Origin of the sequence: Neochlamydia sp. AcF65 (assembly GCF_018342435.1) — a bacterium.
GTDB lineage: Bacteria > Chlamydiota > Chlamydiia > Chlamydiales > Parachlamydiaceae > Neochlamydia.
Genome location: NZ_JAEMUE010000075.1, coordinates 36,747 through 57,647 on the forward strand (window position 1 = coordinate 36,747; position 20,901 = coordinate 57,647).

General features: G+C 37.6%; 15 protein-coding genes and 1 tRNA gene. 7 read left to right on the forward strand and 9 right to left on the reverse strand.

The window, feature by feature from the left end:
• Positions 1 to 8: 8 nt before the first annotated feature.
• The 3 genes from cmk to NEOC65_RS09185 all read left to right on the forward strand — a co-directional run bounded on the left by cmk (position 9) and on the right by NEOC65_RS09185 (position 3,016).
• Positions 9 to 686, forward strand: coding sequence for a (d)CMP kinase (cmk, locus tag NEOC65_RS09175; protein WP_213156325.1), 678 nt, complete (start codon positions 9 to 11; stop codon positions 684 to 686).
• 673 nt (positions 687 to 1,359) lie between these two features.
• On the forward strand, positions 1,360 to 2,001 hold the full coding sequence (locus NEOC65_RS09180) for a lysophospholipid acyltransferase family protein (protein ID WP_213151106.1): 642 nt from the start codon (positions 1,360 to 1,362) through the stop codon (positions 1,999 to 2,001).
• 118 nt (positions 2,002 to 2,119) lie between these two features.
• The gene (locus tag NEOC65_RS09185; protein WP_213151107.1) at positions 2,120 to 3,016 is read left to right on the forward strand and encodes a hypothetical protein; all 897 of its coding nucleotides are present in this window, start codon (positions 2,120 to 2,122) and stop codon (positions 3,014 to 3,016) included.
• Between the two features lie 554 nt (positions 3,017 to 3,570).
• Here NEOC65_RS09185 and gnd read toward each other — a convergent pair.
• The 7 genes from gnd to rsmH form a co-directional block, all read right to left on the reverse strand.
• Positions 3,571 to 5,022, reverse strand: a complete 1,452-nt coding sequence (gnd, locus tag NEOC65_RS09190; protein ID WP_166156014.1) for a decarboxylating NADP(+)-dependent phosphogluconate dehydrogenase — start codon at positions 5,020 to 5,022, stop codon at positions 3,571 to 3,573.
• Positions 5,023 to 5,109: 87 nt separating this feature from the next.
• Positions 5,110 to 5,183: transfer RNA gene (locus NEOC65_RS09195), tRNA-Arg, on the reverse strand.
• 120 nt (positions 5,184 to 5,303) lie between these two features.
• A complete protein-coding gene (locus NEOC65_RS09200) occupies positions 5,304 to 6,035 on the reverse strand; it encodes an N-acetylmuramoyl-L-alanine amidase family protein (RefSeq protein WP_242678200.1) in 732 nt (243 codons plus the stop codon).
• 32 nt (positions 6,036 to 6,067) lie between these two features.
• Positions 6,068 to 7,576, reverse strand: a complete 1,509-nt coding sequence (locus NEOC65_RS09205) for a UDP-N-acetylmuramoyl-L-alanyl-D-glutamate--2,6-diaminopimelate ligase (RefSeq protein ID WP_166156010.1) — start codon at positions 7,574 to 7,576, stop codon at positions 6,068 to 6,070.
• Positions 7,577 to 7,614: 38 nt separating this feature from the next.
• Positions 7,615 to 9,657, reverse strand: a complete 2,043-nt coding sequence (locus NEOC65_RS09210; protein ID WP_166156008.1) for a peptidoglycan D,D-transpeptidase FtsI family protein — start codon at positions 9,655 to 9,657, stop codon at positions 7,615 to 7,617.
• On the reverse strand, positions 9,657 to 10,007 hold the full coding sequence (locus NEOC65_RS09215; protein ID WP_166156006.1) for a hypothetical protein: 351 nt from the start codon (positions 10,005 to 10,007) through the stop codon (positions 9,657 to 9,659). Before NEOC65_RS09215 ends, NEOC65_RS09210 begins: the two co-directional genes overlap by 1 nt.
• A complete protein-coding gene (rsmH, locus tag NEOC65_RS09220; protein ID WP_166156004.1) occupies positions 10,004 to 10,936 on the reverse strand; it encodes a 16S rRNA (cytosine(1402)-N(4))-methyltransferase RsmH in 933 nt (310 codons plus the stop codon). Before rsmH ends, NEOC65_RS09215 begins: the two co-directional genes overlap by 4 nt.
• 273 nt (positions 10,937 to 11,209) lie before the next feature.
• Between rsmH and NEOC65_RS09225 the strand changes: the two genes are divergently transcribed.
• Both NEOC65_RS09225 and NEOC65_RS09230 read left to right on the forward strand, forming a co-directional pair.
• On the forward strand, positions 11,210 to 11,656 hold the full coding sequence (locus NEOC65_RS09225; RefSeq protein WP_166156002.1) for a DUF5399 domain-containing protein: 447 nt from the start codon (positions 11,210 to 11,212) through the stop codon (positions 11,654 to 11,656).
• Between the two features lie 2 nt (positions 11,657 to 11,658).
• Positions 11,659 to 12,054 (forward strand): tetratricopeptide repeat protein, encoded by a 396-nt coding sequence (locus NEOC65_RS09230; RefSeq protein ID WP_039383251.1) that lies wholly within the window; start codon positions 11,659 to 11,661, stop codon positions 12,052 to 12,054.
• Positions 12,055 to 12,070: 16 nt separating this feature from the next.
• Here the strand turns inward: NEOC65_RS09230 and pseC are convergent, their stop codons facing one another.
• Positions 12,071 to 13,249, reverse strand: a complete 1,179-nt coding sequence (gene pseC, locus NEOC65_RS09235; protein ID WP_213151110.1) for a UDP-4-amino-4,6-dideoxy-N-acetyl-beta-L-altrosamine transaminase — start codon at positions 13,247 to 13,249, stop codon at positions 12,071 to 12,073.
• Between the two features lie 972 nt (positions 13,250 to 14,221).
• Between pseC and dnaA the strand changes: the two genes are divergently transcribed.
• A complete protein-coding gene (gene dnaA / locus NEOC65_RS09240; protein ID WP_213151112.1) occupies positions 14,222 to 15,568 on the forward strand; it encodes a chromosomal replication initiator protein DnaA in 1,347 nt (448 codons plus the stop codon).
• A 486-nt stretch (positions 15,569 to 16,054) separates the two neighbouring features.
• Here dnaA and NEOC65_RS09245 read toward each other — a convergent pair whose 3' ends face one another.
• Positions 16,055 to 19,132 carry a hypothetical protein gene (locus NEOC65_RS09245; RefSeq protein ID WP_213151113.1) on the reverse strand — a complete coding sequence of 1,026 codons (3,078 nt, stop codon included), beginning with the start codon at positions 19,130 to 19,132 and terminating at the stop codon, positions 16,055 to 16,057.
• Positions 19,133 to 19,462: 330 nt separating this feature from the next.
• Between NEOC65_RS09245 and NEOC65_RS09250 the strand changes: the two genes are divergently transcribed.
• On the forward strand, positions 19,463 to 20,671 hold the full coding sequence (locus NEOC65_RS09250; RefSeq protein WP_213151114.1) for an F-box/LRR-repeat protein: 1,209 nt from the start codon (positions 19,463 to 19,465) through the stop codon (positions 20,669 to 20,671).
• The last annotated feature ends 230 nt before the right edge of the window (positions 20,672 to 20,901 follow it).

Sequence of the window (20,901 nt, forward strand, 5' to 3'; positions counted from 1 at the left end):
GGTTTTGTATGATTATTACCATTGATGGTCCCATTGCTACAGGCAAAAGTACAATTGCTAAGACATTAGCACGCGAAATTGGCTACATTTATTTCGATACAGGAGCCATGTATCGTTGTCTGACTTATGGTGTTTTAAAGAAAGATATCAACGTCGATGATCGTGAGCAACTTAATGACTTTCTCCATAACATTAAATTTGATATCAAAAGTAGACATGGAAAAAAACATTACTATGTAGGAAATGAGGACGTTACCGATGCTATTCGCCTCGATAAAGTTACTTCTCATGTATCTAGCATCTCGGCTATCCCTATGGTACGCGATAAGTTAGTGGCTATGCAAAGGGAACTTGCTATAGGAGTAAATGCGGTCTTTGAGGGAAGAGATATGGGTACGATAGTTTTTCCTAAAGCCGAGATAAAGATATATTTAACAGGGCGTCCTGAAGTACGTGCTAAAAGAAGATATGAGGAACTCAAAAGGAAGTATCCTGAAGAAACAAAAGACCTTACGATTGAAAAATCCCTTGAAGATCTTAATCGACGAGATCATCTCGATTTAACTCGCGAAATATCCCCTCTTAAACAAGCTCCTGAGGCTCTCGTGATTGATACTTCTGATTTAAGCATCCAAGAAATTATTTTCAAGATCCTAGAATTTAAAGATTTAAACATAAAAGTTTGATGATCTAAATAATGAGCAAGCAAAATTTAAATACTGTTCTTAAATTAAATACCTTACTCTCATTTCTGATTTAAGATAGCTAATGAAATAAAGGCCAAGCTTAACGTTCAAGTAGCAGAGAATAAGAGGAGTAAGAAATATTAAGATTTTTTTGGATAAAGGAGATTAAAGCTGAGAAGAGCATTTCCTTCGAGGGATTTTCTTTTGCTATATAGCTCATCTTCTTAAGGACTGCCTATTAATTTTTATAGAAAACGGATCATTTTTTATTTTTCCCACCTTTTTTCTCCAGAAATGGTTAAGATTTTTTTGCCCCAAAATCTAGAGAAGCTAAAAAGACTCCTCATAGGCTTTAAGTAAAAAAGCCTATTTTTTATTAATAATTTCAGCTTATTTTCTCACCTTTTCTTTCTAAATAGGCAACCAAAATAATAGATTGCCTTCAATTTTTTTAAGTTAAACAGCGTGGATGCTTTATCCTCCTTTTTAAAAAGCCGGTATCTAGCATGTCGCTAAGCATTAAAGTCTTTATTGCCTTAAGCTGTTAACATTTTAATTTGAGCTACAAGCAAAAGTTAAATTTTCTATAATCCTTTAATGTTTAAATCCTCTTGATAAATAGGAGGGATTTATTTAGGATGCAAACATATATATACCTTCACTATTTGTTGGCATGAAATTTTTTTATCGCTCAGTTTATCTTTGTACTAAAAAATTCTTTTTATTGTTATTCCGCCATCAAGTGTATGGAAAACACCACCTCCCTGTCGGGCCCTGCATTCTTGCTCCTAACCATGCTTCTTTTTTAGATCCTCCTCTTGTAGCTATTTCATGCGATGAGGAAGTCAACTTTCTTGCAAGAGGAACTCTTTTCAACAATGCAATTTTTAAAAAGTTGATTTCTCACCTAAATTCTTATCCTGTAGGTGGCATCTCGCAAGATATAAGCTCGCTTAAATTAATTCTTCAATTATTAAAAGATAGTAAAAAAGTAGTGATTTTTCCTGAAGGCAAGAGAACTTCTAACGGACACTTACTTCCCATAAAGCCTGGCATAGGAATGCTTGCCGGCAAGAGCCAGTGCCCAATTGTACCTGTCTATATTCATGGTACCTATGAAGCCTGGCCAAAGAAAAAGTGGATACCTAGGTTGAAAGGACAAACAGCTTGTGTTTTCGGTAAGCCTATCTATTGGGAAGTGTATAAAGATCTGCCCAAGAAAAAAGCACAAGAAGAAATTTCAAATGCTATCCAAAAATCTCTGAAAATGTTAAACTTTTGGTATTTGAATGGTGCACTAGGAGAACCGCCTTAATGTAGTACGCCTAGCATTGTTTTCTTTTGGAAAATAAATGCCTATTGCATATAAACTAACAGATGGTTTTTAAACTAACCGTAATTTAATTTTTTTTAATTTCAAAGGGGTAATTTTTATGTCTACATATTTGGTCACACCTTTTATATCAGGTGAATATCCTAATAAAGTTATCAAATGGACTACAGAGCATTTAGAAAAGGCTAGAGAATCTAAAAATAGCAAGCAAACTTTAATAGCAGCTGGCGTGTTAGCTGCTGACACAGCTGTCCATGCTATTGCCGTGCCCTTATTTGCAATTGCTAATGTGTTTAGAGTACCTGTGAAAGTAATGTTTTCAAAGAAACCTTGGGCTATTCAGCTTCTTAATAAAACTAAGCTTGCTAGCCCTAAGAATGTAGCCAAATTAGCCCTTCGTGTACTAGCAACTGCTTTTGCAACTTTGGCCACCTTGGTTATGTCTTTCATCAAACCTATCGAGGCTACACGAATTCATGAAACGCTAAAAATCCTTCCTAAGAAAAAAGCTGCCCCTTCAAAAAACACTGAAGAGACTGCAGGTAGCCAAGAAGAAGGCCATGTTGAAGGTAGCGAGGAAGAAAAACAGCCAATTTCTATGAAAGAAGAGATAGCTGCTAGAGCTTATGAGAAGCATGAACACAATGTAGAAGCGATAGAAGATCGTGAAACAGCAGAAGCTTTACACCCCGCTTCTATTATCGACAAAAAAGAACTATCGGCAAACGTGCAACAGGTAACTCATAAGACAGCTGTTGAAGACTCAGAAAAAGCTAAAGAGGAAGCAGAGCTAGCTACTCAACCGAAAGTTGGCTTTAATGAAGAGCTCATAGCTAAAGCTAAAGCCAAGCATGCTGCAGCAGTAGAGGCAGTAGCTGAATTAGAAGAAAAAAATGGAAAAGAAGAAGCTGTAGCAGAAGAAAATGCTGTGGTAACTGCAGAGGCAGTTATTCCAGAAGCCCCTCAAGCACCAACAGCCGACAAAATTGAAAGCTAAACCTTTGAATTTAATTTGGATTTATTGCTGAGATAGCACATATTAAAGGGGTTTAAAAAGGATAACCTTTCTAAACCCCTATTATTTTGCTTGCAAATATCTTTTTTTTCACTTTTCGTTAAGCGAAAAAGTTTTTCTATAACAGGTCTTTTAATCACCCCATTCCTGAAGATTACCTAAGCTTGAATCTTCAATAACCTGGGACGCAAGATTTTTGTTTACGTGAGAGTCAAAGAAGCTTTCCATTCTCTAAAATTTTCCTTGAAAGCAGCTTTGAGCTGCCCTTCTCTTCCTAAGCAGATCTACAAAGGCAGGATGAATACCCCTCTAGTTATCCAATAATACTAAAGGTCAACTAAAAAAAGATCTCTTAATCTATAAGCTTTCTGCTTCTCGACTCTACATCTTAATTTTCTCTTTTTAAATAGCGCCTGCTTTTCATAGAATCAATGCATAGGAAAGTTAAGGGATAGACTGAAATAGGTTAAAGAGAATTTTAGGCGATCATCCAAATAGTCTCCTATTTTTTTAAGATCTACGTATGATTATATATTTTAAGCGTTATAGGAAGTAGAGCTTACTTTACCGCCCGTACCTGTCCAATTCGTGTGAAAAACCTGGCCGCGCGGATGATCTAGCCGCTCATACGTATGGGCCCCAAAGTAATCACGTTGGGCCTGTAATAGATTGGCTGGTAAGTTAGAACTGCGATAACCATCATAAAAAGCAAGGGCAGTGCTAAAGCAAGGAGTGGGAATGCCGAGCTCTACAGCTTTAGCTACTACCCTTCTCCAATCGCTTTGTGCTTTAGCTAATGCATTTTTGAAGAAATCATCTAATAGAAGGTTTTTTAAGGTAGGTTTTTTCTCATAGGCATCCTTAATATTATTAAGAAACTTACTGCGAATGATGCACCCTCCTCGCCACATGAGAGCCACCCCCCCAAAGTTAATCCTCCAATGATAATCTCTAGCTGCCTGCTGAATAAGCATGAACCCTTGGGCATAGCTAATGATTTTAGAAGCATATAAAGCTTGTCTAATACTCTCAATAAATGCTTCTTGATCTCCCTCATATAAAGGGGAAGGTCCCGTCAAAATTTTACTAGCTTCAAGGCGCTCTTCTTTAATAGCCGATAAACAACGCGCAAAAACAGCTTCTCCGATTAAAGTTAGTGGCATCCCCAATTCTAAAGCATTTATGACAGTCCACTTACCCGTACCTTTTTGCCCTGCTACATCTAAAATTTTATCTATCAAAGGCTGGCCATCTTCATCGACCTGCTTGAAAATAGCACTTGTAATTTCAATTAAATAACTGTCTAATTCTGTTTTATTCCACTGAGCAAAGACTTGCGCTATCTGCTGAGGATTCAACCTTAGAGCATGCTTTAAAAGGCTATATGCTTCGCAAATCAGTTGCATATCACCATATTCAATTCCATTGTGGACCATTTTAACATAATGACCTGCACCCTCATCTCCTACCCAGTCGCAACAAGGTTCACCATTGTCAGCTTTGGCACTAATAGATTGAAAAATATTCTTTACTAAGGGCCAAGCCTCAGGATTTCCCCCTGGCATGATTGAAGGGCCATGCCGCGCGCCTTCTTCCCCCCCAGAGATTCCACTGCCTATAAAGAGAAGACCTTTCTCTTTTAAAGATTGGGTGCGTCGATTGGTATCGCTAAAAAGGCTATTTCCCCCATCAATAATGACATCACCTGGCTCTAAATAAGGAATGAGCTGCTGAATGCACGCATCCACAGGCTCACCTGCTTTTACCATCAAAATGACTTTTCTCGGACGCTTTAAAGATTGGCAAAATTCCTGGATAGTAGGAGCACCTATAATTTTTGATCCTTGGGCAGAGCCATTTAAGAAGCTGTCAATGGTGGCGCGCGTACGATTATAAACGGTAACAATGAAGCCATGATCATTCATATTAAGAGCCAAGTTTTGACCCATGACTGCTAATCCAATTAAACCAATATCCGCTTGCCCCATAGATTTTCCTCCCTTAAGTGATTTTTTCGTAGTTTAGTGCGAGAAGAAATGAATGTAAAGAGCAAGTGCAAGAAAAAGCAAAAGAGTTGTCCTCGGCGCGATTCGAACGCACGACCTGTTGCTTAGGAGGCAACCGCTCTATCCTACTGAGCTACGAGAACATGTTCTTCAGCATAGAGAATGTAAGAAATTTTGTAAAGTAAGCATTGGAAAGAGGGGGCTTTGTTACTTTATTTAAGGAAAAATGATGCATAGTTATCTTCTTTAAAAAAAAGCCCTTCTTAAGGCAAAGAAACAGCGCGCTCGTTTAGATAAGCTTCCACCCCTTTGGCAATACCCCAAGCAATCTTCTTAATATAGGCTGGCTCTTTAATCTTATTCATTTCCTTTTCATTCGTCAAAAAGCCTCCTTCAATTAGTACAGCAGGCATCTTTGTCTCTCGAATGACTGCAAAATTTCCCTCTTTTACTCCACGGGATTTAGCTTTCGTAGCTTGTATTACCTGCGTTAAAATAGAAGAAGCTAATTGACTAGATTGCGTTGAACGCTTTTTATTTATATCTGATTTATAGTAAAAAATTTCAATGCCATCGGCTTGCTTGGCCGGCGCGGAGTTATAATGCACGCTTACAAACAGATCAGCGCCTTGATCATTTGCAAAATTTGCTCGCTTCTGCAAAGAGATAAATTCATCATTTGAACGTGTCAGCCTAGTTTGATAACCCATCTTTTGCAGAAACTCATTTAAAGCTAAAGAGGTAGTGAGGTTAAGAAATTTTTCATGGTATTTGGGTTGAGATAAAGAACGGGTACCAAAGTCATCTCCGCCATGACCGGCATCTATTACAATCAATGCAGCTTTAGAAAGCCTAGGCCTTTTAATATTCTTTAGAGGTGGGTTTATGCCCCTTTTATTCTCAAAGGGAAACTGGGCTACAGGGGCGGAATGCACAGCAGGTTGGCTAGAAAGCTCTTTGGAAGGGCATCTACACCCTCCAAGGCTTAGCAACAAAAAAATCCATAGACAATTTCGAAAATTTTTTATCATAAATTTATTTTTTTATCATTTTCATCTTTATGTTTTTCCAAACATATTTGAGCAGCAATTTTTCTATCGTCAAATTCAATGGTTTTGTAGGAAAAAATTTGATAGGCTTCATGGCCTTTACCGGCAATAAGAATCACATCCGCTGGCTTAGCCATGTAGATTGCTTTTTTAATAGCCTCGTATCGATCCACTTCTACTTCCCAATTCTTTTGATTAAACCCTCGAGCAATCTCCTGGCAAATAGTTTGAGGATTCTCAAAGCGTGGATTATCGGAAGTCACAATACAATAATCGGAAAATTTCTCAGCCACTTGTGCCATTTTTGGGCGTTTAGAAGCATCCCTATTTCCTCCGCATCCAAATACAGTAATAATTCGGCCCTGCTTAAATTCTTGCAAACATTCTAAAACGTTTGTAAGAGCATCATCCGTATGAGCAAAATCAACAAATATATTTAACCCTAATTCATTAAAGACCGCTTGCATGCGACCTGGAACGGCTGGAAAAGAGGCTATAATCTCTACCAATTTTTTCAAAGGCTCTTTTCTTACGAGGCCTACGCAGATAGCGGCCAAGCAATTATAGATATTGAAACGCCCTACTAAAGGACAGTGGCAGGCGACTTCCTCCCCAGCATAGCCGATAGTAAAGTCTGTACCAAAAGAGGTTAGGACTATGTTTTTAGCTTGTACATCTGCAGCAGCGCTTAGCCCGTAAGTCAGAATTTTAGCTCTACAGCCTTTTACCATCATTTGATGCCAAGGGCTATCGATATTAATCACTGCCGTGCAAGGAAAGTTATTCCCTGTCTTATTTTTCTCAGGGTTTAAAGTTTGAAATAGTTTTTGCTTAGCTTGGCAATAGTTATCCATCGATTGATGATAATCTAAGTGATCAAGTGTCAAATTAGTAAAAATGGCCACATCATATTCAATATTTACTGCCCGGCCTTGATCTAAAGCATGTGAAGTTACTTCCATGACCGCAGCTTTACAATTTTGCAAAACCATCTCTCTTAGCAACTTATGGTTACTAATAACATCGGGCGTTGTGCGAGTGGCTTGGTAACGATGCTTACCTATAATATACTCAATCGTCCCTATAAGCCCACAGGGTACCTTTAAATGTTCTAGTAAATGCTTAACAAGAAAAGAAGTGGTAGTTTTTCCATTAGTACCGGTGATACCTACCATGAATAGCTCTTGACTAGGAAACTGATAATAATGAGCTGCTAAAAGAGGCTCTACTACAGGCACCTGAGGATGAATAACTTGAGTGATAAAGCGCAAGGAGGGATCGAAGATGTCGGTCAAGATAGCACTAGCTCCTGCCTCAATAGCTTCATGAATGTAGTGAGCGCCATCATTCATACGGCCTTTTTTAGCAACAAATAAATTGCCAGGAGCTACAACCTTAGAATTGGCACAAATTCCGGTTATAAAAACTTCTTTAGAGCCTTTAACTGCTTGCACGGAAATATTTTTTAATAGTTTTTTTAGTTTCATTCTCAACTCGCACTTCTCCTCGCAGCCATTTAAATCACCTAAGTTTTTCCAGGCTCTTTGTTATTCCACTTTTCATACATTTCTTTCAACTCTCTAATTTCATGCGCCCAGTTTGCTTTTTCTTGGCAACGTCTAGGATCCCCTATTGGATAACCGTAGGGATCATCCGGAGCTATACCTAAATAGGCTAAAGACCTCTTAGCTATTTCGCAAAACACTGGGGCAGCACAAGTTCCCCCATGGTGCCATGACCCTACTCCTGGTGTGTAACCATATTGAGGCTCATCTAGGGTAACAAGGAGAATAAAAGCCGGCTTATCAGCAGGAGTAAAACCGATGAAACTTGGACAATAAAGTTCATCGGAATAAGCACCGTTGACTATTTTTTTTGCGGTGCTAGTCTTGCCTGCTTCAGAATATCCTGGCACATCTGCACGTCTAGCCGTACCTCCCACCTTAGTCGTGTATTTTAAGCTTTTTACTATTTCACTACAGCATTCTTTCTCTAATACCTGAGGAAATTGCTGAATCCTGCCTATATCAGTATGATCTACAAAAATGGTTTGAGTGCCTTCTTCAGGATTACTAGCAATTTTGCGGATAAGGGTAGGTTGTACAAGATATCCTCCATTAACAAAAACAGCGAAAGCTCTAAGCAGCTGAATGCTATTTACTTGAATGTTATGGCCAAACGCTAAGGAATAGGGGGTAGAAATAGACCATTCATCTTTGCCATTAGGATGTTTTTTGCCCGGTAAAGGAACCACTCCTGCACTCTCAGCAGGAAGCTCAATTTGAGTTTTAGCACCAAAGCCAAATGTTTCGGTTAAATGATTGCGGATAAAGGAAGCCCCTAGCCGTTCAACCACTTTTTCCATTAATCTTGCTGGATAAATATTAGAGGATTTCTGAATAGCCATATACATATTTAGATAAGGGTGCATATGAGTATCTATCAAAGGCTTACCACGTCCTTTAAAAAAAGTATTGGAAGTAGGCATCATCGCGTGAGGATCGAACAGCTCACTTTCCCCTTTTTTACGCAATTCTATATTTGCTTTCAAAGCAATTGCTAGAATGATAGGCTTAAAAGTAGAGCCAGGTTCAAGTGTATCGGTCAAAGCTTTTACTTTAGTATGCTCAATCATTTGGGGATCATTGAAATAATCTTGATAATGGGGAGGATAAAAATAAGGATACTGGGCCAACGCCAATATTTCGCCACTAAAAGGATTCATCATCACTGCCCACCCCCCTTTAGCTTTAGCATTTTTTACTCCTTTTTCAAGCTCTTCTTCTGCTATAGCTTGTAAACAATGGTTAATGGTTAAATAAACATCGGCTCCATTCTGAGGCTTGGCAATAACTTCGCCCATTTCAAACGCATTTCTAGGAGAACGCATTAATCGCCGTTTTCCCATCCTTCCTTTAAGAAAATGATCAAAACACAGCTCTAAGCCACCTGTAGGGATTGCTTGCTTTGTAACCTCATCTCTTTGATTTTGCACTGTATGTAAAAGTTGGCCAAGTAATTTTCCAAAAGGATACGACCGTTGATAATCACTGGCAAAAAAAAGAGCATTGCGGGCAATTTTATTTCGTTTAGCATAGGGCATCCACCAGTCTAAAATTGCATCACGGGTTTCTTTTTCTAGCCACATCTTTAACTTTCTATTGCGGCTTCTATATCCAAATTGTTCACATAGATGAGAATGTTCTTCAGCAGGAAGATCAAGGATTTGGATAAGCTTTTGTGCAATTTCAGCATGATGCTGAGAAGGAATAGATTCAACGTCTACATGCAAATGAAATTTAAGAATATCGACGACAAAAGCTTGTTCAATTTCAGGATGGGCTCTCTGTATACTTGTATTAGAGATAAATCTTCCACGCAAGAAAGGTTCATTAACAACAAAATAATGCTGCCGATTAGCTAGGTGCGTCCATTTTTCTCCTTCGGCGATTTGCAGCATATAAAACTTAGCCACAAGTAAAGAAAATAAAAAAATGATAAAAAAGGCAACAAACAATAGCCTTCTTCGATCACTGGCCTGAGGAGGAAGTGGAGGTCGTACAGGCATTAAGGCCAATTCTCCTCTTGCAAATCAGCGAAGTCTTTGCCTGGAACTGGCGAGGTTAAAGGTAAAACAATGACTTGCGAATTATAAGCAAATTTTAAAGCACTAAATTCGGGCATCCGCATCAGCTCCATAAGATGAATGGGACTTTCAAATTGATCAATCTCATATTTTAAACGGTTATTTTCTTCATGAATTGTGCGCACTTCTTTAGCTAATGAAGGAATTGCCATACGCAATTCTGTTAATTCATTTTGCTTAAAAATATAAGTATAAAGAACTAGACCGGCAAGCACTACACATATAAAAAGCTTTATAATCAACCCTTGAAAATTACTTTCGCATCTTTTCATATTTTTTCAATCACTCTTAATTTTGCACTACGGCTTCGAGGATTCAGGTTTATCTCTTCTTCGCTAGCTACTAAAGGCCTTCGGGTAAGAATATGTGCTTCAGGAGCCTTATCCAAAAACATACCGCCCACCCCTGATGTTTCATATTTATCGCTTGCTGCAAATCTAAAGAAATTTTTTACTAAGCGATCTTCTAGACTATGAAAAGTTATCACCGCTAGCCTTCCGCCAGGAGTTAAAAGTGAAAGTGCATCGGGTAAAATTTTTTCCAAGACCTCTAACTCTCGATTAACGGCAATACGTAAAGCTTGGAAAATAAGAGTAAGCGGGTGGATACCTTTTTTAGCCCGATAACGTAAAGCTGGTAGAAGAGCCTTCACTAAATCTTGGGTAGTTTTTAAAGGTTTTTCCTGGCGCACTTTTACCAGAATGCGTGCGGCTGTATGCCACTGCTTTTCTTCCCCCCACTCGCGAAATATTTTTCCTAATTCTTGTTCGGACCAAGTATTTACAATCTCTTCAGCAGTCAAATTATGTGAAGGATCCATTCGCATATCTAAAGGCCCTTCCTTAGAAAAGCTAAAACCTTTAGAGGCGGTATCAAGCTGCATGGAGGAGACACCCAAATCTAAAAGAATGCCATCTATGGGGACAGAATAAGCAGAGAGGCTAGATCTCATGTGAACAAAGTTAAGCTTAATAAAATCAATTTTCGATTCCCAAGTTATCAATCGGCTTTGGGCTATAGCTAAAGCTACCGGATCTTGATCGAGCCCAATCAGCCGCTTAATTTCTGGATGAGCTTGCAAAAGAGCAGCCGAATGGCCGCCAGCACCCAAGGTGGCATCAATAAAACCGTGAATTGTTTTATCTGCAAAAAAACTTAAGAATTCAGGTAACAGAACGGAAAAATGAGGAGAAGACGACATGAAAAAACATCCTTAAAGTTTTTTTATAGAATGCAGGCAAAAGATTAGGGGAAAATATTAATCTACACAGGGCAATATTTTTAAACAATTAGCATACGATTAAAAAGCATTTATATAAAGCATTTATACTCCATTAGCTATTCATCCAATTGTCAAGTTTTGCTAAATAATTTTAAACATGCTAGAATAGTATTTGGGGCTTAAAATAGGATGAATTATCTGCTTGTAGGCTCTTACGCTGCAAGGCTATCATATAAAAAAGAGTGAGTTTCTATGGCAACGATTGATAAGTTAGACATTAGTGTCTATAATCTCTATGCGATTCGCACGCGAATGATCGAGCAGATTAACCAACAATTTCAGCTAGATCAAGCAGCCAGTATACCTGCACAATTGCAAGTTTTAGATATTTATCCTAAACCTACTGAACTGGATGTGCTGCTAGGCATTGCTCCCCTTTACACGCCCTGGGCTTATTTCTTTCCTCCTCCCCGTTTTCGCTTTATGCGCCGCTCTCCCTTCTCGTATCGTGTGATTCCCAGTTTTGGTTCATTTGATGAACAAGCCCTGCAAGAGCAAAAGCTAGAAGAAATTTTGTGTCGTACTCCTGAAGAGAAGCAAGAAAAAGAGACCTTAAAAAACTGTTTTCGCGAAATTGAAAAATTAAACAATTGGCTAAACTTTATTGTAGGTAGAGTAGGCCAGTTTTTACAAGGATAATTATGCACAAACTTAATTGGCGAGAATCTTTAGGCTGGTCGGAAGAAATTTTAGAAGAAATGCGTTCTGCCGGATATGCCTATATTCGCCAAGGCAAGTATGAGATTGCCCTGCCTTTTTTTGAAGCTTTATGTGTATTAGACCCGGAAAGTGCTTACGATGCTCAGACGTTAGGAGCTTTGTATTTGCAAAGCAATAACGCAGCTAAAGCACTTAAATGCTTTGATAAAGCTTTAAAAATTGAAGGTGACCATTCACCTACTTTATTAAATCTGGCTAAGGCTCTGTTTATGCTAGGTAAAAAGGAAGAAGGCTTAAAAGTTGCTAATATCCTTAAGAATGAAGCTAATGCCGCGATTTCTAATGTGGCAAAAGCACTTATCTTAGCACATAGCTAATTAAAAATGCTATTTACTACTCGCCTTGTAAGACTTTTTTAAGCGTATTGACCACTCTTTCAACTTCTTCTACTTGAAGATCATAGTAAAAAGGCAAAGAAAGAGCTTGAGAATAATAAGCCTCCATTTTAGGAAAATAGTCCGAAATATCTCCGCAAAGATTTATAAAGTAAGGATGCTTATAGATAGGAATATAATGAACTTGCGTTCCAATCATTCTTTCACGCAATCTATTCATCACCTGTGTGCGGGTAGTTTTATAAGCATTAAAATTAATTTGAACCACGCATAAATGATAAGCGCTGTAGGCATCGAAATTTTCTGCAAATAAATGAAGATAAGGAATTTCTTTTAGTAAGGCACGGTAAGCTTTCATCAATTGTCGCCGCTTTTCCACAAAGCTATCCAAGCGTGCCATTTGGCTCAATCCTAGGGCAGCCTGCAATTCTGTAAAGTTATAGTTACCGCTAAGATGTTGCACTTCGTAATACCAGGGTGCTGCCTCTCCTTGTAAATAAGGCGCCTCGCGTTCAATTCCATTATTCCTAAATAACTTAAGACGACGATAAAAATCTTCGCTATTTGTCGTAACCATCCCTCCTTCCCCTGTCGTAATTGTTTTGGCCGCATGAAAACTAAAGATAGTCATATCGCTCCATCGGCAAGAGCCTACTTTTTCTCCCGTAAAATAAGTAGATCCTAAAGCATGGGCGGCATCTTCAATCACTACAGTCTCAGGATTTTGAATAGATTGATCTATTTTTTGCATATCCACAGGTATGCCAGCAAAATGGACAGGCGCAACACAAATGCGACCGCGTGAAGAAGGACGGGCAAGATTATATTCTAGCTGCTGTAAATCTAAATTTCCGCTAGAGCAATCAATATCTAAAAAGACAGGGGTAGTTCCTCGTTGTACTGCTGCTCCGGCGGTGGCTACGAACGAATTAGGTGTGGTGAGTAGAGAGTCTTGCTGACGCAAGTTTGCTGCAAAATAAGCACCCATTAAAGCGGAGGTTCCGCTATTGAAAGCAACGGCGTATTTGACCTGGCAATAATGAGCCACGGCACTTTCAAAAGCTTCCACCAGAGGGCCGCGTGTTAGATGATCGCTATTTAAAGCTTTAGTTACTTCATGAATATCAATCTGATTGATGGATGGTTTGGTATAGGGCAAAAAATTTTCTTTAGTCATAACTTTTAACAAAACCTACTAAACAGTGTTTGACAAATTGTCATCAGACAATGAAGGATATTTTTAGAGGTGTCAAGCTACAATTAAACCTTTTTAACATTTTTGCTCCTTCTTTTTTTCTTTACTGCCAGACAACCATATAATTTAATTTCTTGAAATCATAAACAAAATAAGCATGTTAACCTCTTGTTTAAGAAACGAGAAAGATCTATTCTCGAAATGTAGGGCTCTACGGATTATAAACGAGCAGGAGTCAGCTTATCTCTTTTCCTCAAAAGGCTCATGGATTTAGACTTTTTTTGAATGTTACACAAGTAATGCCGCTAGATAAACAATCCTTCTTAAATGTGATAGCAAAAATCCACACTTTAAAAATTTATATTTTAAAATAAAATTTATTAAAGTTTAATTATTAGAATATGAAAGTATTTCAAATTATTTAAAAAAATAATTACAAACCATTTACTATTTTAATGATATTATTTATCCTTTATTTCTATCGAATGTCTAGGCTACCCCTAATAAAACCAGCTCAATACCCTATCCGCAAAAGATTTATTGTTGCAAGCTGCTAGAAACCATCGCTTAAGAACATAGATCCTTTCAGCTTTTTTTCACAAATTGCTAATTAAGAGAAGGTTATAAAAACAAATTTTTTGCAACTTGGGAAGGAAATATTTTTTATTGCCGCGGTATCTGATTTTCAGCGATTTAATGCTAAATACCCCAAAAGCAGATGATAATTTTCTTGCAGGCAATGCAGCCACATGGTAGCTTTTTCCAACGAAATACCTCCAGAACATCCTGTGGAAACGTTGTTTATAACTTAAATGCAGTTTTTACAGGACTTATATTATTGTCCTTTTGTAGAATAAGAGCTTTAAAATAGCTGCTTGGCTCCCGTTAAGGGATTTTTATTTATTCCCAACGCTTGCCCCTTTGAACTGTAATTTTTGATTAAGGATCCAAACTATGTTAGTTCTTGAGACAGAAGATATTTGGACTCAATTTCTAGAATGTGTAAAAACAAAATGTTCCGCCACAGCTTTTGGCAATTGGCTCTCTCCTATTCGCGTAATAGAAAATGCCAGTGACAAAATAATTCTTGAGATCCCTAACATTTTTGTAAAAGAATACCTTTTTTCCAATTTCCATAGCGAACTTTGTGCTTTTTTGCCTGTGAATGCCAACGGCGAGCCTTCTATTCAATTTAAATTGGCAACGCCAGCTAAGAAAACCTCCTCTACCCTTCCTAGCGTGCCCGCAAGCTATGCCCCGCCAGTAGAAGAGCAAACTTATGAAGTGAAGCTAAACCCTAACTACCGCTTTGAAACATTTATTGAAGGGCCTGCTAACCAGTTTGTTAAATCTGCTGCCATAGGGATTGCTGCTCGCCCAGGCCAATCTTACAATCCTCTCTTCATTCATGGAGGTGTGGGCCTAGGTAAAACGCATATTCTTCATAGTATTGGGCACTACATTCGCCAAAATAATAAGAAATTACGGGTTCAATGCATTACTACGGAAGCCTTTATTAACGACCTCGTCGATAACTTACGCAACAAATCTGTCGATCGTATGAAAAGGTTTTATCGCTCGGATGTCGATGTTTTATTAGTGGATGATATCCAGTTTCTACAAAACCGTCTGAATTTCGAGGAAGAATTTTGTAATACTTTTGAAACCCTCATTAATCAAAATAAACAGATTGTCATTACTAGTGATAAGCCTCCTTCCCAACTAAAACTCTCTGAGCGTATGATCGCTCGTATGGAATGGGGGTTAGTCGCCCATATTGGCGTACCGGAGCTTGAAACGCGGGTAGCCATTCTCCAACATAAAGCCCAGCAAAAAGGTTTAGAAATTCCTAATGCAGTTGCCTTCTTTATTGCTGAGCATATTTATAATAATGTCCGGCAACTAGAGGGAGCCCTTAATCGTTTAAGCGCCCATAGTCGACTGTTGAATCTTCATATTACAGAAGAATTTGTGGAAAAAACTTTACGCGAAATGCTTCAGCATGCGCCCCGTCATAAAATTACCGTCGATCAGATTTTAAAAAGTGTAGCCGCTATCTTTCAAGTACGGGTGAGTGATCTTAAAGGTTCTATGCGTACCAAAGAAGTCGCGCTCCCTCGCCAAGTAGCCATGTATCTGGCCTGTAAAATGATTAATGAATCTCTGCAAATGTTAGGGGCTGCTTTTAATAAAACTCACTCTACCCTTCTCCATGCTTGCAAAAACATTGAAAAAAAGCTCACCGCTGATGAAACTCTAAGGCGGCAAATTAGCATGGTTGAGCGCAACATTCATGCTTAGAATAAAAGCTCGCTATGAATAAACCTTGGCTCCAAGGAATTACCTAACAAAAAAGCTTAGTTAAGCTCTTTTACAAATAAAATTTTGTAAATGATGGATCATCAAACAGCTTTAACCTATATAGAAAGGTTTTCATAGTGCCCATTTCATTGCCTTAAAATCTTAACAAGTTTTTAAAGACTTACAACTTTTAAGATTAGCTACTTTCCTCTAAAAATTTAAAGCAGCTGGGTTAGGACAGGTTTTACCGACACCCAGCTAAAGTTCATCTAATAATAAATCGATCAAAAAATGGCTCCAGCTCGCGTGGATTGCCATTTGATATATTTAATCTTTTAAAAACTTTATTCCTTAAATCCAATTTTTTCACTCCTTAAAGAACCTTAAAAAGGCTGCTTTTTAGATAGGCAATCATAAAGGGAAAAAATTTTGCTTAGCGATTAACCCTTTAACTTTAAAAGACTTATCGTAAAAATTTATGATTTTTTACCCTTTTTTTGTTTTTAAAGACCCATAGGTTTTCTCCACTTTAAAAGGCATTTTATTTTTAAAAAGATTAATTTGCAAAACATCTAAATGGTGTTGCACTTCTTTAGAAAGGTGTTCTTTATGTACGATCTCTATAAAGCTTGCTTCATTCCAACTCTCTGCAATTAATAGCTGATCACGCGTTACTTTAAATTCGAGATACTCTTTGATCATAACCTGGTTATCCGAAAGAATAGCTTTTTTAGCGTCTAACAATTTTACATTATAGATTCCTTTAGCACGCAAAATGATTTTTTCCTCCTCAAAACGAATTTCATATTTTTTTGTAGGCTTGGTAGGCGAGGAGCTTCTAAAAGAACTTAGCAGCTTTTGACCCATTAACCTTTCGTGCAGATAATTTAAAGTAGAGGGCCCATAAGCGTAAGCACTAGCCTGATGCACAAATTTTAAGACAGCTAACAAGCTAGCAAATTCTTCTCGAGGATAGACGACCTCTTGGCACATCTTAGAAAATTGTTCACATCCTTTTATAATAGCGCCTTGCATGATTCCTGAATCATTTCCATCGATAGCGAAATATTCGAGAAGGGCTTCTATCTCATGCGGCTCATATCCTAGCTGTTGCGTAAGTTTTTTAATAAAATCGGCAAAAAAGTTTTTTACTTCCGCTAAGGTTTTCAAGCTACCGTAAATCAAAAGATCTTGACGACCTGCAATAAGTTTTAATGTCTTAGATTCTAGTACATAGAGCCATTCGGTAGCTTTACCAGCCTGAGTCATTCTTGCGGAGGTAATATATTTTCCCACGCTGCCTAAATTTTCATTGAATCTAAAAGCCGCTAAAGCATTTTTATCCGCTTGCAAATATTCATCTTTTTCTTTAAGACATTTACTTTCTCTTTCTTCTAGAAAATAGACAGGAAACTTTTTGCTGATCCACAGTTCATACCTAATACGTTCATCAATATTAGTGGCAATATTTTTTAAAGAGTTGATGATCTGCTCATACCTTAATCTAACATAATTAATGATTCCTTCATCCGTCCCCTTTTCACCCCAAGCAGCCACAGTATCCCCAAAAGCCCGTCTGAGTCCTAGATTAATTTCATTCAAGAGAGAAGCGATTTGGATAGAAGTGTCCAAATCTTTTGCCATTTTTTTAAGAGAATCTGCTTTACGATCCTCCCATTTAAAAATAATATTGCGAAGCTTGCCTGAAAAAGCAAAGTCTCTCTTCTCATTTTCAATTAAAGCCACTAATTTTTGCATCGCTTGTTGATACAAATAGAGATTAAGGATAGGAGATCGACTCACTTGAGCAGCATCGATCCATTTTAATAGATTTTTCGCATTGGTAGAGGATTTTTTGCCCTCTACCGGAATCTTTCGATTTTTTCCTAAATCCATAAGAAAGCCTGCTAAAAGATCGACGATGATGTTATGCTCTTCAGAAGGCTTTACTTCAGCATTGAATAAAACTTCTCTGAAATCTAAGGGAGTAAGCCCAATGGAGCCTCGCTTACGAGCAGATGTAAAGGAAAAATCCTTTAAATTTCTTTCTATCATTGCCTCAGCAAGAAGTATCATTTCGCTAAGAGCTTCTTTAATAAGCTCATTTTTAGACATATCCCTATAATTTTCTTTAATAAATTGAAGATTTTCTTCTAGGCTTTTTATTCTTTCAATCCCTGCTATTTCGAGGGTAGGAAGGCTTTGGCGTTTTGTTTCCTTGCTAGCCTTATTCTCAATGCGAGGATGCCTCATTAAGCTATCGCTAGAGGAAGGAGAGGGAAGACTTTTACGGATTGAACGGCTATTGAAAAAAGGTTCACCTTCTTCTAAAGAAGAATTTAAAATTTTATACTTTCCAGGCAAAGAGGTTGAAGATATAGCAAGGCAAGCAGCTTTTTCTGAGTCTGCCAGCTCTGATCGATTTTTTGCAGGGAGGCTTGTTAGCTTAATCCGAGCTTCTTCATTAACATAATACTTGTCTAGAGGATATTCAAATTGGATGCGCTCAGTTATATTTGCCTGAATGGCTTTTAAAGAATAGATAATTTCATGATAACGCATGATAAAATAATTATTGCGCTCTTCTTCTTTTATTCTATATGCTGCTTTATCTAAGCTGTTTAGCTCCCCATCTGTGCCTCTGTCAGCTTCATCTTCAAAGGTGCGATTTACACCACGGCTAAGATCATATAATATCGTGGCAAGTTGCGGCGTTGTATGCAACGTCTTTATCATTTGAATGACTGCCTGGCTTTTCACACCATCTATCCTAAAATCTGTCCGAATGGTACGGTGAGTGGCAATAAAAGCTTTTTCCTCTTCTAATAATTCTATTAATGCTCCCATAGCATTTTGATAAGCAATAAGGTTTTTTACTACAGAAGGACTTATTTCTTTTAAAGCTATCCATTTAACTAAATTGGCCTCATTGGTAGAATTTTTATAATCATATCCTTCTTGTACAGGAACTTGATGATTTTTTTTCAGGATAAGAAGGCACTCTCTAAGCGTCCTAGCAATGGCATCATGGCCCTTTGAGGGTTGAACTTTTAGGTTGAACAAAAATTGGCTAAAATCACCTAGGGTCACTCCAATCGATACTACTTTCCTTGGAGAATAAAATAGATTACCATCCGAACATAATTCGTTATAAAGCATTTGAGAAAGAGATTTTATTTCTACTAAAAAGAATCTTAATTCTCCTCTACTTTCATCGCCAAACTTGTTAACGACCAACCGAATTTTTTTTTCTAAATCCATTAAATAGCAGTTAGTATCTGTCTTAATAGAGGATGTAGAAGGTAAAAAATCTTCATGCTCTCCTTCTTTTCTTAAAATAGTATTTTGTACAGACTTAAAAGCTTCCGATACACTAGCTTTACCAGATAGGACTCGAGAAAAACTAGCGCTACGCGCTTTTTCGGTGGGGGAATTCTTTAGCTGCTCAAAAGTTACTTTTAAGTCTTGAGAATTTTTTTTATTAACTACCTTTTCTTTCGAGTACAGTTGCTGATTGGGATTACCATTAAGAATGGATTTTTCTATCCCCGGGTAAGGCGTCATGCTAGCACTCCTAAATATTAAGATTAAATAGGCGCCTTTTAGTATATTATAATCAATTATTTAAGAACAATTCTTATGAACTCTTTTGAAGCAAGAGAATGATCTAATCTCTCTATCCTATTAGATTACCTGGCATTTCTTTAGATGTTAATCTACCCTGATACTAAAAGTTATATTGTGCTTTGATTTTAAATAAGCCTACTTCTTTCTTTGCAAGATTAAAGGTTAAAGGTATACTTGTAGCATTTTCTTATATCTTTTACTTACTCCCTATAGAACTTAGCACTAAAAAGGCTAAAAATATGCATAAATCTTAAAGAGGTCGTAAAATTGAATCCTAGCTCTTCTATCACCCTTGAGCAATTGCCTAATGAAATATTAGTCTCCATTTTAAAGTATTGTACCTCTCCAGCCCTGTCTAGCGTTTGTACAAGATGGCATCATCTGTTGGCTACCGAAGTTATGCCTTCTCTTTATAAGCAAATAGGTAAAGTACATGTCCCTCAAGGAGATGCTAGCAAGCAGGCTCTCATTTTAGACAAAATTTATAGGTTAGAAAATGGGCTTTCTATAATTGCTAAAGTAAATGCAATCTTTAAGCAAACCTTTGCTCTAGCTAGCTCTCTTTCACCTTTAGAATTAGAATTTAAATGGGTAACTGAAGAAAAAAAATATTTTACTCTGGCTAATTACTCCTCTCATCTGCTGAATATCAATCGCCTGTTAATATGGAAAGCACTACCTGGTGGAAAGGAGTACTTAGATCAAGAGAAAATCAAATATTTGCCTTTAGAAAAAAAAGGGGAACTTTTTAAAAAGTGGATAGAAAGTTTTGGCAAAGATATTACTAGCCTAGGGATAACAAGAAGTGGCCTGACATTTTTACCTCCAGAAATACAGCACTTATCCAAGCTAAAACATCTTAACCTAGAAAATAATAAGCTAACATTTCTTCCAAAAGAAATAGGACAGCTATCCCAACTGCAACAACTTACCTTAAACAGCAACCAGTTAACAACCCTTCCCGCTGAGATAGGCCAGCTATCCCAGCTGATTGAGCTTAACATAAACGATAACTATTTAACCTCCCTTCCTTCGGAGATAAAACAGATAGCTTATCTGCAAGACTTGGACTTAAGCAGCAACCAGTTTGCTGTTTTTCCCTTAGAGATAATTCATCTAGTTCAGCTTAAGTGGCTTTTTTTGCAAAGTAACCAACTTACCTCCCTTCCTGCAGAAATAAAGCAGCTTTCTCAGCTAGAAATAATTAGCTTAGACCACAACCAGCTTGCCTCTCTTCCTACTGAGATAGGGCAACTCTCTCAGCTGGAAATAATTAACGTAGACCACAACCAGCTTTCCTCTCTTCCTGCAGAGCTAGAACAGCTTTCTTATCTAGAAGATCTTAGCGTAATCAGCAACCAAATTAATACCCTTCCTGTAGAGCTAGGACAGTTACCTGAAGGAGTAAATTTCAATTTAAAGAAAAATCCACTGCAATCCATTTCAAATGAAATAAAGCAGCGCTTTAATCTTTAAGCAAAAATTTTGTATCTTTATTACCTAATGAGCTAAAAGAGTGATTACTATGAGCAGAGAGCTGTAAAGATATAGAAAATTTTCCAACCTATCAATAGACATTATCTTCTAGAGTTTTTATTTGCTAAAAGAGAGAAAAAATTTTCTACCACCATTCTATATTCCCCTATCTCCAAGCTTAAAGGCTAAGGAGTTTCTTTCTAATATTTTCTTGTACATTGTATGTTTTC

Excerpts from the sequence above, each read along its gene's own strand:
- cmk (WP_213156325.1), top strand. The coding sequence starts at position 9 with ATGATTATTACCATTGATGGTCCCATTGCTACAGGCAAAAGTACAATT.
- NEOC65_RS09180 (WP_213151106.1), top strand. The coding sequence starts at position 1,360 with ATGAAATTTTTTTATCGCTCAGTTTATCTTTGTACTAAAAAATTCTTT.
- NEOC65_RS09185 (WP_213151107.1), top strand. The coding sequence starts at position 2,120 with ATGTCTACATATTTGGTCACACCTTTTATATCAGGTGAATATCCTAAT.
- gnd (WP_166156014.1), bottom strand. The coding sequence starts at position 5,022 with ATGGGGCAAGCGGATATTGGTTTAATTGGATTAGCAGTCATGGGTCAA.
- NEOC65_RS09205 (WP_166156010.1), bottom strand. The coding sequence starts at position 7,576 with ATGAAACTAAAAAAACTATTAAAAAATATTTCCGTGCAAGCAGTTAAA.
- NEOC65_RS09210 (WP_166156008.1), bottom strand. The coding sequence starts at position 9,657 with ATGCCTGTACGACCTCCACTTCCTCCTCAGGCCAGTGATCGAAGAAGG.
- NEOC65_RS09215 (WP_166156006.1), bottom strand. The coding sequence starts at position 10,007 with ATGAAAAGATGCGAAAGTAATTTTCAAGGGTTGATTATAAAGCTTTTT.
- rsmH (WP_166156004.1), bottom strand. The coding sequence starts at position 10,936 with ATGTCGTCTTCTCCTCATTTTTCCGTTCTGTTACCTGAATTCTTAAGT.
- NEOC65_RS09225 (WP_166156002.1), top strand. The coding sequence starts at position 11,210 with ATGGCAACGATTGATAAGTTAGACATTAGTGTCTATAATCTCTATGCG.
- NEOC65_RS09230 (WP_039383251.1), top strand. The coding sequence starts at position 11,659 with ATGCACAAACTTAATTGGCGAGAATCTTTAGGCTGGTCGGAAGAAATT.
- pseC (WP_213151110.1), bottom strand. The coding sequence starts at position 13,249 with ATGACTAAAGAAAATTTTTTGCCCTATACCAAACCATCCATCAATCAG.
- dnaA (WP_213151112.1), top strand. The coding sequence starts at position 14,222 with ATGTTAGTTCTTGAGACAGAAGATATTTGGACTCAATTTCTAGAATGT.
- NEOC65_RS09245 (WP_213151113.1), bottom strand. The coding sequence starts at position 19,132 with ATGACGCCTTACCCGGGGATAGAAAAATCCATTCTTAATGGTAATCCC.